At 64.6% G+C, this 15,108-nt stretch carries 9 protein-coding genes and 1 pseudogene; 7 read left to right on the forward strand and 3 right to left on the reverse strand.

What is annotated here, in order from left to right; all coding sequences use genetic code 11:
• Positions 1-52 precede the first annotated feature (52 nt).
• The 3 genes from EBL84_RS08755 to EBL84_RS08760 all read right to left on the reverse strand — a co-directional run bounded on the left by EBL84_RS08755 (position 53) and on the right by EBL84_RS08760 (position 2,175).
• Positions 53-802, reverse strand: a complete 750-nt coding sequence (locus tag EBL84_RS08755; protein WP_123140474.1) for a Crp/Fnr family transcriptional regulator — start codon at positions 800-802, stop codon at positions 53-55.
• Positions 803-912: 110 nt separating this feature from the next.
• Positions 913-1,071, reverse strand: coding sequence for a hypothetical protein (locus tag EBL84_RS17060; protein ID WP_165913520.1), 159 nt, complete (start codon positions 1,069-1,071; stop codon positions 913-915).
• Positions 1,072-1,458: 387 nt separating this feature from the next.
• Complete coding sequence (locus tag EBL84_RS08760; RefSeq protein ID WP_223806982.1) at positions 1,459-2,175, reverse strand: Crp/Fnr family transcriptional regulator; 717 nt, start codon at positions 2,173-2,175, stop codon at positions 1,459-1,461.
• Positions 2,176-2,452: 277 nt separating this feature from the next.
• On the opposite strand from EBL84_RS08760, the gene EBL84_RS17280 reads away from it, so the two are divergent.
• The 7 genes and pseudogenes from EBL84_RS17280 to EBL84_RS17555 all read left to right on the forward strand — a co-directional run.
• The gene (locus EBL84_RS17280; protein WP_123140527.1) at positions 2,453-2,641 is read left to right on the forward strand and encodes a Thivi_2564 family membrane protein; all 189 of its coding nucleotides are present in this window, start codon (positions 2,453-2,455) and stop codon (positions 2,639-2,641) included.
• A gap of 307 nt (positions 2,642-2,948) precedes the next feature.
• Positions 2,949-4,022 carry a DUF2333 family protein gene (locus EBL84_RS08770; RefSeq protein WP_223806983.1) on the forward strand — a complete coding sequence of 358 codons (1,074 nt, stop codon included), beginning with the start codon at positions 2,949-2,951 and terminating at the stop codon, positions 4,020-4,022.
• Positions 4,023-4,263: 241 nt separating this feature from the next.
• Entirely contained in the window at positions 4,264-4,704 is a 441-nt protein-coding gene (locus EBL84_RS08775; protein ID WP_190287921.1) for a hypothetical protein, read from the forward strand.
• Between the two features lie 167 nt (positions 4,705-4,871).
• Positions 4,872-5,048: a Thivi_2564 family membrane protein gene (locus EBL84_RS17065; protein WP_165913519.1), complete on the forward strand. Its 177-nt coding sequence runs from the start codon at positions 4,872-4,874 to the stop codon at positions 5,046-5,048.
• Between the two features lie 115 nt (positions 5,049-5,163).
• Positions 5,164-5,454, forward strand: coding sequence for a hypothetical protein (locus EBL84_RS08780; protein WP_123140477.1), 291 nt, complete (start codon positions 5,164-5,166; stop codon positions 5,452-5,454).
• Between the two features lie 235 nt (positions 5,455-5,689).
• On the forward strand, positions 5,690-14,326 hold the full coding sequence (locus EBL84_RS08785; RefSeq protein WP_223806984.1) for a glycoside hydrolase family 94 protein: 8,637 nt from the start codon (positions 5,690-5,692) through the stop codon (positions 14,324-14,326).
• 92 nt (positions 14,327-14,418) lie between these two features.
• Positions 14,419-14,937 (forward strand): annotated as a pseudogene (locus EBL84_RS17555) (IS3 family transposase); the annotation flags it as partial.
• Positions 14,938-15,108 lie beyond the last annotated feature (171 nt).

Consider the following 15,108-nt stretch of genomic DNA (forward strand, 5'->3'; position numbering starts at 1 on the left):
GTGCGGCACGGGTTGAAGACGTCGTCCCGCTGAGTGCCTTCAGTAAAACGCCCTATTTCCCGGGCGTTTCGGGAAGCAGGCGCTGGAACTCCTTTCTGACCACCTCGTAGCACTCGCACACGCGCGCCTCCAGACCCGGTCGATCCAGCACCGTGATGTGCCCCCGGCTGTACCGGATCAACCCGGCCTTCTGCAAACGTCCGGCCGCCTCGGTCACGCCCTCGCGCCGGACCCCCAGCATGTTGGCGATTAACTCCTGAGTCATGTGCAGCTCGTTAGCGGGCAGGCGATCGAGGCTGAGCAAGAGCCAGCGACAGAGCTGCTGGTCGACCGTGTGGTGGCGGTTACAGACGGCGGTCTGGGCCATCTGGGTCAGCAAGGCCATGGTGTAACGCAGCAACAGCGGCTGCAGCGCCCCATGACGACGCCCGCCGAAGCGGCTGAATTCCTCTTTGAGCACCCGTCCCTTCAGGCGATATGCGTGGCCCGCGCTCTGCACCACGGCGCGATTCGGCACGGTGCCGCCGCCCATGAAGAGGGCGATGCCGACGATGCCCTCGTTGCCGACCACGGCGATCTCGGCGGAGGCGCCGTTCTCCATGACGTACAGCAGCGAGACGATGGCGTCGGTGGGAAAATAGACATGGTTCAATTCCACGCCCGGCTCGTAGAGGGCCATGCCGAGTGGTAGTTGGACCAGCTCCAGCTCGGCGCTCATGTGCGTGTATTCGCCCTCGGGCAGGGCGGCGAGCAGATGGTTTTGGCGTGGGCTGGGAGGTGGTCGATCAGGCGTGCTGGCCATGCGTCAACTCCAGGATCGGACGGCGTGTATTGCATCCCTGGTGACGGCGCGTTGTCAATACGGTCAGTGTGTACGCAGGCGTACAGACCGAAGGTCGCCGGTAGCGTCCGCTACTCGCCCAGCAACTCCGCCATCGGCTGCAAGGGCTCGACATGCTTGGACACGACCTTGACGATGATCAGCACGCTGAGCTGCATGCTCCAGATGCCCCAGAAAAGCAGCGAGATGAACACTGCCGCGGAATTCATGCGGGCGATCCGCCCGGTCATCCCGGCGCTACGATCCAGGCCCCGGCGTTGTCCAGAGCGAGCCAGCGGAACGCGATCCAGCCGAGCAGCGCGACCAACAGGTTGGTGATCAGCAGCATGTGCATATAGCGCTGGACGAACGATTGATATCACCGAGGACCTGCACGGTGCTCTTCTTGCGCGCGAACAAGGCCATGGCAACCACCGCCACACCTTGTACATCGACGGCGAGACGGGCGCGGCGCCACGCGGGAGACTGTGTCCGTGCCCGAGGTCGCCGAATCGCGCTGGTCGTTGGCGCCCGTCTGCGCAGTCGTCACGGTGAACACCGTCAGGAAGGGGGCATCGCAGCTCATGCTGCCCTTTCAACAAGAGACTCGCCCGCTCGCGCTTCCGCGCCCTGCAGCCTCAACCCAAGACCTGCTCATACAACGCCTCCGCCGCGCCATAACAGCCGCAGGCGGTGCCTTGCAGGCCGGCGCGGTTGAGTACGGTGATCTCCCCGCGCCGGTAGTGAATTAGCTCGCGCGCCTGCAGCGCGCTCGCCGCCTTGGTGACGCCAACGCGGCGCACCCCCAGCAATAGGGCCAGGATTTCATGGGTGACATGGAAGTGGTCCGAATGCGCCCGATCCTGCGACATCAACAGCCAGCGGGCGAGGCGTGCCTCCACCAGGTGGAAGCGTGTGCAGGCGAGCAACTGCGTGCACTGGTTCATCAACACGTCGAGATAACAGTGGAGCCTCGCCTCTAGGGCTTCGCTCTGGCGCAGCGCCTCGTGAAATCCTTCGTTAGACAGACGCCAAGCCGGCCCCGCGCCCTGGACGAAGGTTCGGATCTGGGTGATCTCGACCCCCAGTATGAGCGGTGTCCCGATCATGCCTTCATTGCCGACCAGTCGCACCTCCAGGCCACTGTGATCCGCGGGCGGGGTCACGAGGGAGAGGAAGCAGTCGGTGGGGAAATAGGCATTGCGAATCCGCTCGCCCGGCTCGCTGATCACCTCGCCACGACGCAGCTCGACAGGCTCGCTGCGTGACAGGATCAGTCGCCGATCGCGTGTTGGCAGCGCGGCCAGGAGCCGATTCTCAAGGCGGGCGGGTGTCTTCTCGGAATCCGGTGGCACGTGCGCGCTCCTTGTTGATCCGCGATGGTCGAAGAACAGCCAACACCAGAGGACGGATTGTTCGCAAATCGGCTGTGATGGGTAAGCAATACGCCCAATGATCCGTCCAGTCGGTACGCTGGCAAACATAGCGCACGCTTGATACCAGGGTCGGACAGGCGAGGGCGCACCTGACCGAAAGTACATGGCTTTGTGTGTTAGCGAACAGACGCTGGCCAATGGCAGGGGCCATCGTGACGCGTACCCAATGCTTATATCGTCTGACAGGGGAAGCGCCATGTCTTTAATAACATTGATCGTTACGCTCGTCGTCGTAGGCCTGATTCTTTGGGGAATCAACAACTACATCCCGATGGATGGAAAGATCAAAAAGATCTTGAATTTGATTGTCGTGGTTGTTGTGATCCTTTGGCTGCTGTCGGTCTTTGGACTCATAACGCCGATATCGGGAATGCGGATCGGGTAGCGCTTGGTGAGTGACGTTTCAGCCATTGAAAAGGTAGCAAAGCGAATGCCATCAAGATTGCCGCGATTGTCTTGATCATCATCGCAGGCTTGAGTTTGGGTTGTGACGGATTCGGCTATACGCGGGAATCGCAGCAGGCCATGGTGGGGTCAGTCGAGTTGAATGTGAATAGCCAGTAGTAGAGCGGCATTGCGATTTGGGCGGGCATGGCGGCTACCGTGGTTGCTGGTGGTGCCCAAGAAATCCAGGCGCGACTGATGGTATAGAACACATCACGCCTTCCTTTGGGAGGGCCATGGAGATTGCCGTGAACGCCGATACATTATCTAAAAGTCAGGTGCTGACCAAGAAAGCCGCCAAGGTCGCCACTTACTACCATCCCCGCACCTGGAAGGAGAAGGGTGTCTGGTGGACCGGCGGGCTGTTTCTGGTTACCTATCTGATTGTCGTCTTCATCCTTGGAATCTATTGGTCGCGCTCGCCAGGCGTGTATGACGTGCGCGAGCAGGCGCTGTCTTTGGTGAATCAGGACGAGAACCAACTGGTGACCGGGACGGCCACCACGGCCACCGCTATCCGCATCGGCGAGACCCTGCTCGACAAGCCCGGCGGTTATTTGACCAACGACATCAGTCCTCCGGGTCTCTACCTGGATAACATGCCCAACTGGGAATTTGGTGCCCTGACCGCGTGGCGCGATCTGCTCAACGCCCTGCGCAACGACTTCAGTCGAGCTCAGTCGCAGTCGGTCGAGGAAAAGGATCTGGCCATCGCGCAACCCCAGTCCAACTACCAATCGGATTCATGGATCCTACCCTCCACCGAGTCCGAGTACCGTAAAGGCATCGCCGCTCTCTATCGGTATAACCAGGGACTCTCAGACACCGCAGTCACCCATTCCCAGTTCTATGCCCGCGCCGACAATCTGACCACCTATCTCGAAGTGGTCGAAAAGCGCCTCGGCAGCTTCGCGCAGCGTCTGTCCTACGCGGTCGGCCAGGCCAGTCTCGATACCGCATTGGCCGGCGATCCTAGTGCTCGTCAGTCAAAGCCGGTTCCCACTCAGACGCGGACCAAGACCCCCTGGACCAAGATCGACGACATCTTCTTCGAGGCGCGCGGCTATACCTGGGCCTTGCTACATGTGCTGCAGGCGATTCAGATCGATTTCGCCCCGGTGCTCAAGGACAAGAATGCCGTGGTTTCGGTGGAGCAGATCACCCGCGAATTGAAAAATACCCAGAACACCATCTGGAGCCCACTGATTCTCAACGGCACTGGATACGGGCCAATGGCGAATCATTCGCTGGTGAGCGCCTCCTATATCTCACGGGTCAATGCCGCGATCACCGATCTGCGCAGTCTGTTGCAGCAGGGTTGAGTCATGGCTTGAAATAGAGTGTCCGTTGGACGGCTCGCGCATGTCACGGTGAAACAACCAAAATCCATCAACCACGGGCGGATATCACCATGTTCCATCTGCACGGAATCAATTTGATGGCAACGAGATTGGTCTTGGGCGCTGGCCTTTGTCAGCCGGTCGGCGCGCATCCGGGGTATGAAGCACCGGCCCAGCTAACCCTCGGTGGAGGAGAGGTGCAGTTGGCGGATGCCTCGCGCGAATGGGCTATTCGCCCGGTCGTAGAAGCGAATCCCATCTCGCAGGGCGCGGATGCCGCCAGGCCCAGGGGGTGCCGACAGACGGGCAGTCGTCACAGATCAAGACCGATGGCGGCATTCGCTACGTCTCGGGCGGCGTGGGCGAGAGCGAGCGCAGTGAGCTCAATGCCCTGTCCAGCCAGTTCAACCTGCACCTGATGTTTGCGACGCAGGGCAGCGGTGAGTCTTTCTCGGCGATGCGGGTGAACATTCTTGATGGGCGTCATGGCTCTGTGCTGACGGCCGTTTCTCAAGGTCCCTGGTTCTACGCACAACTGCCGCCTGGGGACTACAGCGTGGAGGTTATCCCCTCCGGCGAGCGAGGCGAAGACCAGATCCAGCGCAAGGCCGTGCATCTCGACGGGGCGAATCCATCCAAGTTGGATTTCTACTGGAAAAGATAGGGGCGAGAGGGCTCGGCCTTGGCCATGAGTGCGGCCAGTCGGTGGGAACGGCGTGCGATTCGAAAATCGATCCTGCTGCCTTTTTCGTCCTCTGTACGCTGGCGAACAGACGCCGCTGCTGGTGTGCCATAGAGTTCCTCTAAGTGGATTTGATAAGGAGTCACGTCGTGGCCTACATCCAGCTCATGATCAACCTGATCGCCTTCTCAGCCATCCTCTGGGCAGTGAATGTGCATATCCCAATGAACGCGACCGTCAGGAAGGTCGCGAATACGATCGTCGTCGTCATCGCGGTGCCATTCGTGCTTGGCGCCTTTGGGTTTTTTGGACCGATAGCGTGGTGATTGTATCAGGGCACGGTAAGCCAATGGCGGCGATGCAGATGCCGCGCCCATGCGATGACTAGGTCGTTGTATTCCGGCAGCCCGCCGGGCGAATGATCAAAAACAGGAGGTTCTCATGTTTTCGTCAAAAGATGACTATGTCGCAAAAATGAAGTCGCAGCTCGATGAATGGAATGCGAGCATTGCTGCCATGGAGGAGAAGGGGGATGAAATCAAGGGAGAAGCCAAGGTGAAATATCAGGAACAGCTCGCTGCGCTGCGCGTTCAGCGTGCGGAAGGCGAGAAAAAGCTGAAGGAGGTACAGGCCGCCTCCGAAAACACCTGGGAACAGGTCAAGCGGGAAAGCGACAATGTCTGGGAGGCGTTCAAGGACTCCTATCAGGCATTCGCGGCGCATTTCAAATAGCCCCCCCTGCGGCAAGCCGACCTGAAGAGAGCGCGCAGGTTCTGAATATCTCTCCGGGCATCGGGTCCGGAGAGGGCATGCACTCGAAAAAGGAGTCTGCACCTTGAATCTGAGCAGCCCGTCCCTGCGTGAAGTCCTGCTCAACCTGAGGGTGCGGCTCCCCGATGGCCGCGTGATCGGTCAATCCATCGGCGCGGAGCCACCCTTGCGCTCGGAATTGTTCAGTGCCGTTCAGATGGAGCAGCATGGCAAGGAGCTTGCCGCCGCACACCTCCTGATGCAAGGGCATCCGCCGGACCGGCTGCTGGCACGTCTCACCGCGAATGAAAGAGTTCTGCAGGATGTCTGCCGGCTCCTGATGGTTGCGGTCACGGAGAATCGTCGGATCGCCCCGGCCGGCGAATGGCTGCTCGATAATTTCTATCTGATCGAAGACCAGATCCGCACCGCCAAGCGACATCTCCCCAAGGGCTATAGCCGGGCGCTGCCGCGTCTACGCCAGGGTTTCGCGGCGGGTCTGCCGCGCGTCTATGACCTGGCGCTGGAGAGCATCGCCCACGGCGATGGCCGGGTCGACCTGGAGAACCTCAACCGTTTTGTCGCCGCCTATCAGAGGGTCACCACACTCAAGCTCGGAGAGCTCTGGGCGATCCCCATCATGCTGCGTCTGGCGCTGATCGAGAATCTCCGGCGTGTCGCGTCGCGGATCGCCGCCAGCCGCACCGATCAGAATCTGGCCGACGCCTGGGCCGACCGGATGCTCGCGATGGCCGAGCGCGATCCCAAGAACCTGATCCTGGTGATCGCGGACATGGCACGCTCCGATCCGCCGATGTCCGGCACGTTCGTCGCGGAGCTGGCGCGCCGACTTCAGGGCCAGAGCGCCGCACTCGCCTTGCCGCTGACCTGGATCGAGCAGCAGCTCGCGGAGTCGGACCGCACGATCGAGCAGTTGGTGCAGGCCGAGAACCAGCAACAGGCCGCCGACCAAGTCTCCATCGGCAACAGCATCGGCAGTCTGCGCGCCCTCGGGGCGACGGACTGGCGCGCCTTCGTCGAGACCATGAGTGTGGTCGAGCAGACGTTGCGCGGCGATCCCGGCGGGGTCTATACCCACATGGAGTTCGCCGCGCGTGATCGCTATCGCCATGTAGTGGAGACGGTCGCGAAGGACAGCCAAAGCGCCGAGGCCGAGGTGGCCCAGGCGGCGGTCGAGCTGGCGCGCGAGGGTGCGCGCGGTCCCGACGCGGCCGCGCGCGAGGCGCATGTTGGCTTCTACCTGATCGGTCGCGGATTGCCCTTGCTCGAACGCCGGATGCAGGCCAGTCCCGGTCCCCTGGAGTCATTGCGACGACAGGGACGCCAGTTCCCCTTGTCGCTGTATCTGGGGGCGATTGCGCTGCTCACGGTCCTCTTCACCACGGGCTTGCTGGCATCCGTGCGGGCCGAGGGACTGCCGGGTTGGGTGCTCGCGGTGCTGGGGTTGCCCGCCCTGCTGGGCACCAGTCAACTGGCGGTGGCCCTGGTGAACTGGGTGGCCACGCTGCTGGCGACCCCCGAGCCCCTGCCGCGCATGGACTTTTCGGGCGGCATTCCGCCGGATCGGCGCACTCTGGTCGTGACCCCGACGCTGCTCACCAGCGCCGGGGGCATCGAGTCACTGGTCGAGGCGCTGGAAGTGCGCTTTCTGGCCAATCGCGACGAGGGTCTGCACTTTGGCCTGCTGACCGATTTTCGCGATGGGCCGGCGGCAACGCAGCCGGAAGACGCGGCGCTGGTTGGGTTGGCCGCGCAGCGCATCGCCGCGCTGAATGCCAAGTACCCGCGTGCGCGCGGCGACACCTTTTTCCTCTTCCACCGCTCGCGCCGTTGGAATCCGCGCGAGCGGATCTGGATGGGCTACGAGCGCAAGCGCGGCAAGCTCGCCGACCTCAACGCGCTGCTGCGCGGCGACGCGGGAGAGCGCTTCGACTCGATCGTGGGCGAGACGGCGATCCTTGCCGACGTGCGCTACGTTATCACCCTGGATACCGATACCCAGCTTCCGCGTGACGCAGCCCGCCAGTTGGTGGGCGCCATAGCGCACCCGCTCAATCGGGCGGTCTACGACCGCGACCGCCAGCGCGTGCGCGAAGGCTACGGCATCCTGCAGCCCCGGGTGGCCGTGAGCCTGCCCGGCGCCAGCCGTTCGCGCTATGCGCGCCTGCACGGCAGCGATGCCGGGATCGACCCTTATACCCACGCCGTCTCCGACGTCTACCAAGACTGGTTCCAGGAAGGCTCCTTCATCGGCAAGGGCATCTATGACGTCGATGTCTTCGAGCAGACGCTGGCGGGGCGCTTTCCCGAGAACCGCATCCTCAGTCACGACCTGCTTGAAGGCTGTTACGCCCGCTCCGGGCTGCTCTCCGACGTGCAGCTGTACGAGGACTTCCCTGCCTGCTACGGCGCCGACGCGAGCCGCCAGTATCGCTGGATGCGCGGGGACTGGCAGATTGCGCACTGGTTGCTGCCGTGGGCTCCCGGGGTCGATGGACGTGCGCGGCGCAATCCGCTCTCGTCCCTGTCGCGCTGGAAACTGGCCGATAACCTGCGGCGCAGTCTGGTGCCCGCCGCCCTGACCCTCTCGTTGGTCCTGGGCTGGGTCGTGCTGCCGGCGCCCGCTCTCTGGACCCTGGCCGTGATCGGCATCCTGCTGCTCCCGGCGCTCATGACCGCGCTGCTGAACCTGGTGCGCAAGCCGGGCGACGTGCACTGGCACACCCATCTCGCAGCGGGTCTCCGCGCGGTGGTGCGGCAAGTCGCGCAGGCGCTCTTCTCGCTCGTCTGTCTCCCCTATGAGGCCTTTCTCGGTCTGGACGCGATGCTGCGCACCCTCTGGCGATTGTGGATCTCCCACCGCGGGCTGCTGGAATGGGTCTCCTCCGCCGATCAGGATCACCAGGGCTGGGGTGTCGCCTCCTTCTATCGTCGAATGTGGGTCGGCCCCGCGCTGGCCGCCGTCACCGCCCTGGGGCTGGCGATGGCCAACCCCGTCGCTGTCTGGCCAGCCGTGCTCTGGGCGGCGGGACCCATCTTGGCGCTTTGGCTGAGTTCGCCGGCGATTGCCTGGTGGTTGAGTCAGCCGCTGACGCATCGCGAGGCCCGCCTGACGTGCGAGCAGGTCCAGTTTCTGGGCCGGGTGGCGCGCAAGACCTGGGCCTTCTTCGAGACTTTCGTCGGCCCGGATGACCATTGGCTGCCGCCGGACAACTACCAGGAGCATCCCGCGCCCGTGGTGGCGCATCGCACCTCGCCGACCAATATAGGGCTCTCGCTGCTCGCGAATCTGGCGGCCTATGACTTCGGATATTCGACCGTTGGCGGGCTCATCGCGCGTACGAGCGGTGCCTTGAGCACCATGTCCGCTCTGGAGCGCTATCGCGGTCATTGCTACAACTGGTACGACACCCGGACGCTCAAGCCGCTGCCGCCGCTCTATATCTCCTCGGTGGACAGCGGCAACCTCGCGGGCCATCTGCTGACTCTGCAACCGGGTCTGCTGGGGCTGATCGACGCACCCATCCTCAGCCCGCGCTGGCTGGAGGGGATCGACGACAGCTTCCGCATTCTGGTGGAGGCGCTGGCAGCGGGCTCCGAGCATCGCAGGAAGCCGGTCTTGGCCTTGCCCGATGCGTTGGTGCCTTTCCGGCAGCGGCTGGAGTCGGCCATCCAGACGCGGCCAACCGGGCTGGTGGCAACGCGTGACTGTCTTGGGGCGCTGGCGACGGCGGCCGAGGCGGCGGCACTGGATCTGAGCGCGCGCACCGAGGCTGATGTGATCGCCTGGGCGGGGTCCTTGGCCCGGCAGTGTCGGGGAATCCTGGAAGATCTGCTGTTTCTGGTGCCTTGGCTCGAGGATGAGCCGGGTTTGGGGCCGGTTGATGCGGTGGCTGGGCTTGGTGCGATTCCGACTCTGCGGGAGTTGGGGCGGGCAGGGTTGGTTTCGGACGATGCAAAGGAGAGTAAGCACAGTCAGGACGACAAGATCCAGGTCGCCGGTCGGCGCGCCCGGGAACGGATTGCGGTCATCGAGGGGCTGGCTCAGCAGGCTGGCGAGCTGGCGGCGATGGACTACGACTTCCTCTTCGACGAGGCGCGTCAGCTGCTGGCGATCGGCTACAACGTCAGCGAACGCCGCCAGGACACGAGCTACTACGACCTGCTGGCCTCCGAGGCGCGTCTGGCCAGTTTCGTGGGGATCGCGCAGGGGCAGTTGCCGCAGGAGAGCTGGTTCGCCCTGGGGCGTCTGCTGACCCTCGCCGTCGGCGAGCCGACGCTGCTGTCCTGGAGCGGCTCCATGTTCGAATACCTGATGCCGCTGCTGGTGATGCCGACTTACGAGCACACCCTGCTGGATCAGACCTATCGCACGGCGGTGGCGCGACAGATCGCCTATGGCAAGGAGCGCGGCGTGCCCTGGGGCGTCTCGGAGTCCGGCTTCAACATGGTCGACCTGCAGCTCAACTACCAGTACCGCGCCTTCGGCGTGCCAGGACTGGGGCTCAAGCGCTGGCTGGCGGAGGATCTGGTGGTCGCTCCTTATGCCTCGGCGCTCGCGCTCATGGTCGCGCCGGAGGCCGCCTGCCAGAATCTCCAACGCCTCGCGAACAGCGGTTTCGAAGGCCGTTACGGCTTCTACGAGGCTATTGACTACACCCCCTCGCGCCTGCCCCGTGGCCAGGCAAACTCCGTGGTGCGCTCCTTCATGGCCCATCACCAGGGCATGAGCTTCCTCTCCCTGGCTTACTTGTTGCTGGAGCGTCCGATGCAGCGCCGTTTCGCCTCGGCGCCACTGTTTCAGGCGACCGCCCTGCTGCTGCAGGAGCGTATCCCCAAAACGCCGGCCTTCTACACCCACGCCAGCGGCGAGCCCACCGACATCCGCACTACCGCCAGCGGTCAGGAGTCGCAGATGCGGGTGTTCACCAGCCCGCACACCCTGACCCCCGAGGTGAAGCTGTTGTCGAACGGGCGCTACCACGTGATGGTCACCAACGCCGGTGGCGGCTACAGCCGCTGGAAGGATCTCGCCGTGACCCGCTGGCGCGAAGACACCACCCGCGATGCCTGGGGCAGCTTCTGTTATCTTCGCGACCTGGCGAGCGGGGCGCTCTGGTCGACCGCCTATCAGCCCACGCTCAAAACACCGGAACGCTACGAGGCCATCTTCTCGGAGGGACGCGCCGAGTTCCGCCGCCACGACCACGAGATCGAGTCCTATACCGAGATCTCCGTCTCGCCCGAGGACGACATCGAGCTGTGCCGGGTGCGCCTCACCAACCGTTCACGGGTGCGCCGGGTCATCGAGGTCACCAGCTACGCCGAGGTCGTGCTCGCCCCGCCGGCCGCGGACGCCGCGCATCCGGCCTTCAGCAACCTCTTCGTGCAGACCGAGATCCTGCATCCGCAACCAGCGATCCTCTGTACCCGTCGGCCACGCTCCAGCGGCGACGCCGTGCCCTGGATGTTTCACCAGATGGTGCTGCGCGGGACACCCTGCGACGCCATGTCCTATGAAACCGACCGCATGCGCTTCATCGGACGCGACCGCACGGTCGCTGATCCCTGGGCGATGGAGGGGGATACGACCCTCTCTGGCAGCGCCGGCTCGGTGCTCGATCCCATCGTCGCGATCCGCTGCTCGATGACCCTCGATCCCGACCAGACCGCGACGTTCGACCGGGTCACCGGCATCGGCGAGAGTCGTGCGATCGCCCTGAGTCTGGTCGAGAAGTACCAGGATCAGCGCCTGGCCGATCGCGTCTTCGATCTCGCCTGGACCCACAGCCAGGTGGTGCTGCGCCAGATCAATGCCAGCCAGTCCGACGTGCAGCTCTACGGGCGCCTGGCCAACTCCATCCTCTATGCCAACGCCTCCTTGCGGGCCGAGCCGAGCATCCTCGGCCAGAACCGCCGCGGCCAATCCGGGCTCTGGAGCCACGCGGTCTCCGGTGATGTGCCGCTAGTGCTGGTGCAGATCGGCGATCCGGCCAACATCGAACTGGTCCATCAGCTGGTGCAGGCGCACGCCTATTGGCGCCTGAAGGGGTTGACTGTGGACCTGGTGATCTGGAACGAGGATCGCGCCGGATATCGCCAGCAGCTCCACGACCAGATCCTGGGCCTGATCTCGGCAGGCGTCGAGGCGCATGTCATCGACCGGCCCGGCGGTATCTTCATCCGCCCGGCCGATCAGATCAGCCAGGAGGACCGCATCCTCTTCCAGACGGTGGCGCGGGTGATCCTGAGCGATACCCGGGGCACCTTGGCGGAGCAGCTCAACCGGCGCGGCCCCATGGAGCCGAGCGTGCCGCGTCTGCGCCCGACCCGCACCCGCTTTTCCGAATGGAGCCGGGGGGACGAGAAAGTGAGCGGTGGGCAGCGCGCAGCGGACAGTGACGATCGTCCCGCTCGTCTGTTCGACAACGGGCTGGGAGGCTTCAGCCCGGATGGGACCGAGTACGTCATCACCACCGCGCCCGGCCAGACGACGCCCGCGCCCTGGGTGAATGTCCTGGCGAATCCACACTTCGGGACGGTCATCTCCGCCAGCGGCACGGCCTACACTTGGAGCGAGAACGCTCACGAATTTCGCCTCACGCCCTGGCACAACGACCCGGTGAGCGACGCCAGCGGCGAGGCCTTCTATCTGCGCGACGAGGAGAGCGGCCACTGTTGGTCGCCGACGCCGCTGCCCGCCGGCGGCCGGTCCGACTACGTCTGCCGGCATGGCTTCGGCTACAGCGTCTTCGAGCACACCGAGGACGGCATCCACTCGCAGCTCTGGGTCTACGTGGCGGTGGATGCACCCATCAAGTTCTCGGTGCTCAAGGTGAGCAATCGGTCGAATCAGTCGCGCCGGCTCTCGGTGACCGGTTATGTGGAGTGGGTGCTCGGCGATCTGCGCCCCAAGACCAACCTCCATGTCATCACCGAAGTTGATGCGACCAGCGGCGCTCTGTTCGCGCGCAATCCTTACAACACCGAGTTCGCCGACCGCATCGCCTTTTTCGACGTGGACGATCCGACCAGAGCCGTCAGCGGCGACCGGACTGAGTTCCTCGGGCGCAATGGCACCCCGCGCGCTCCGGCCGCGCTGAAGCGCGTGCGCCTCTCGGGCAAGGTCGGGGCCGCGCTGGATGCCTGCGCGGCGCTTCAGTCGACGCTCGAGCTGGAGCCTGGGCAGACGCGCGAGACGGTCTTCCGCCTCGGCGTGGTCGGGCGCCGCGGCATGGATGACGCCAGCTCCCTGGTGCATCGCTGCCGGGGGGCGAGCGCCGCGCGGGCGGCGCTGGAGAAGGTGCGCCAGCAGTGGACGCACACCCTGGGCGCCGTGCGGGTGCAGACTCCCGATCCGTCGCTCGACATCCTGGCCAACGGCTGGCTGCTCTACCAGACCCTGGCCTGCCGGCTATGGGCGCGCAGCGGCTACTATCAGTCCGGCGGCGCCTTCGGCTTCCGCGACCAGTTGCAGGACGCCATGGCGCTCATCCATGCCGAGCCGCTGCGCCTGCGCGAGCAATTGCTGCTCTGTGCCAGCCGCCAGTTCCGCGAGGGTGATGTCCAGCACTGGTGGCATCCGCCCTCGGGCCGAGGGGTGCGGACCCGTTGCTCGGACGACTATCTCTGGCTGCCGCTGGCGACCTCTCGCTATGTCGTGGCCACCGGGGATACCGGGGTGCTGGAGGAGTCGGCGCGGTTCTTGGAAGGCCGCTTGGTCGGCGGCGAGGACGACGCCTACTACGACCTTCCCGGTCTGTCGGACGAATCCGCCAGCCTCTACGATCATGGCGTGCGCGCCATTCTGCACGGCCTGCGGTTTGGCGAGCATGGTTTGCCGCTGATGGGCTCGGGCGACTGGAACGATGGCATGGACCGGGTGGGGATCAAGGGCCGGGGCGAGAGCGTCTGGCTGGGTTTTTTCCTCTACGAGGTGCTGATGGGCTTTAGCCAGGTTGCGCGACTGCAGGGCGATCAGCCCTTCGTCGAGCGTTGTGAGCGGGAGGCGGAGCAACTGCGCCAGAGCCTCGATGCGCATGGCTGGGACGGTGGCTGGTATCGGCGCGCCTACTTCGACGACGGGACCCCGCTGGGCTCGGCGGGTCAGGCCGACTGCCAGATCGATTCCATCGCCCAAAGCTGGTCGGTGCTCTCCGGGGCCGGCGGTCGGCAGCGGGCGCGGCTGGGGATGGATGCGCTGGATGCGCGTCTGGTGCGTCGGGATGCCGGGCTGATTCAATTGCTGGATCCACCCTTCGATCAGTCGGCCTTGAATCCCGGCTACATCAAGGGCTACGTCCCCGGCGTGCGCGAGAACGGCGGGCAATATACCCATGCGGCCATCTGGGCGACGATGGCCTTTGCGCAACTGGGCGATCGGGCGCGCGCCTGGGAGCTCTTCGACCTGATCAACCCGATCCATCATGCACGCTCTCCCGCGGAGGTTAAGACCTATAAGGTCGAGCCCTATGTGGTCGCGGCCGATGTCTATGCGGTCTCCCCGCATGTTGGGCGCGGCGGCTGGACCTGGTACACCGGCTCGGCGGGCTGGATGTACCGATTGATCCTGGAATCCCTGTTGGGGTTGCGGTTGGAAGGGGAGACCCTGCGCATTGAGCCTTGTCTGCCCGCGGACTGGGAGGGGTTCACCTTGCAGTACCGCTATCGCGAGACGCTCTACCGCATCGCTGTGACACAGACGCCCGAAGGGGAAGACGGACCACGAGTGATCGTGGACGGAATCCCGCGCGACGATGCCGTCATCCCCTTGTTGGACGACCGTCTGGAGCATGCGGTCGAGCTGAGATTCTGCAGTGGGCGGCGGGGCTGACCGGCCCCGGCTGTCTTCGTCACCACGCATCCTGGTCGCACCCCACCATTTCCGGATCGACGTGTATCGCGGCGCGCACGGTCTGCGTCGGCTGTGCGCTGCTGGGGATGAGCGTCAGCGGCTATCGGGCCTGGCCGCGCGGCGGCCAGCGCCAGGGGGGTGAGTGACGCGCAGCTGGCGCTGCTGCCGCAGGGCATCCACGCCGAGACTGGTGGCGCCTACGGCAGTCCGCGGATAGCGCGGGCACTTCGCGCCCATGTCCTGAGCGCCGGGAAGGCGCGCGTGGAATGGCTGTTGCGTGCGCACGACGGGCGACGGGGGTGTCACCGGCATCGCGACCGCGTCACGACCGACTTGAGCTACCGTCTTCCCGTGGCCAAGAACCTGCGTGCTCGCCCGTGACTTCCGGCCCAATGCCCCGAACCCGCCGACATCACTGAACTCTGCACTGACGAGTGCTGGCGCTATCTGGCCGTCGTCCTCGACCTGTTCAACCGCGAGGTCGTCGGCGGGTCATCAGCGCCCTCGACATGGCCGATGCCCGGCGCCGACCGCCACCGGGGCACTCCGGCCGGGGTAGCCAGTACGTCAGCCACGCCTTCCAGCATCGATGCCTTCTACAGGCGCAAGCGACTGCACTCGACACTCGGCGATCGTTGCCTCGTCGAGTTCATGCAGCATTGGCAGGCGAGCCAGAGTCACGACCAGACGACCGCATGAGCCCAACCCCTTGGGGGACGGACCAAAAAGCGGGGAAGCTCAATCTTGGCCTCCGTGCCGAC

The organism is Marichromatium sp. AB31, from assembly GCF_003718685.1.
Lineage (GTDB): Bacteria > Pseudomonadota > Gammaproteobacteria > Chromatiales > Chromatiaceae > Marichromatium > Marichromatium gracile.

What these genes read in the sequence shown, in the direction of transcription:
- EBL84_RS08755 (WP_123140474.1), bottom strand. Translation starts at nt 802, where the DNA reads ATGGCCAGCACGCCTGATCGACCACCTCCCAGCCCACGCCAAAACCAT.
- EBL84_RS17060 (WP_165913520.1), bottom strand. Translation starts at nt 1,071, where the DNA reads ATGACCGGGCGGATCGCCCGCATGAATTCCGCGGCAGTGTTCATCTCG.
- EBL84_RS17280 (WP_123140527.1), top strand. Translation starts at nt 2,453, where the DNA reads ATGTCTTTAATAACATTGATCGTTACGCTCGTCGTCGTAGGCCTGATT.
- EBL84_RS08775 (WP_190287921.1), top strand. Translation starts at nt 4,264, where the DNA reads ATGGGCTATTCGCCCGGTCGTAGAAGCGAATCCCATCTCGCAGGGCGC.
- EBL84_RS08780 (WP_123140477.1), top strand. Translation starts at nt 5,164, where the DNA reads ATGTTTTCGTCAAAAGATGACTATGTCGCAAAAATGAAGTCGCAGCTC.
- EBL84_RS08785 (WP_223806984.1), top strand. Translation starts at nt 5,690, where the DNA reads ATGGAGCAGCATGGCAAGGAGCTTGCCGCCGCACACCTCCTGATGCAA.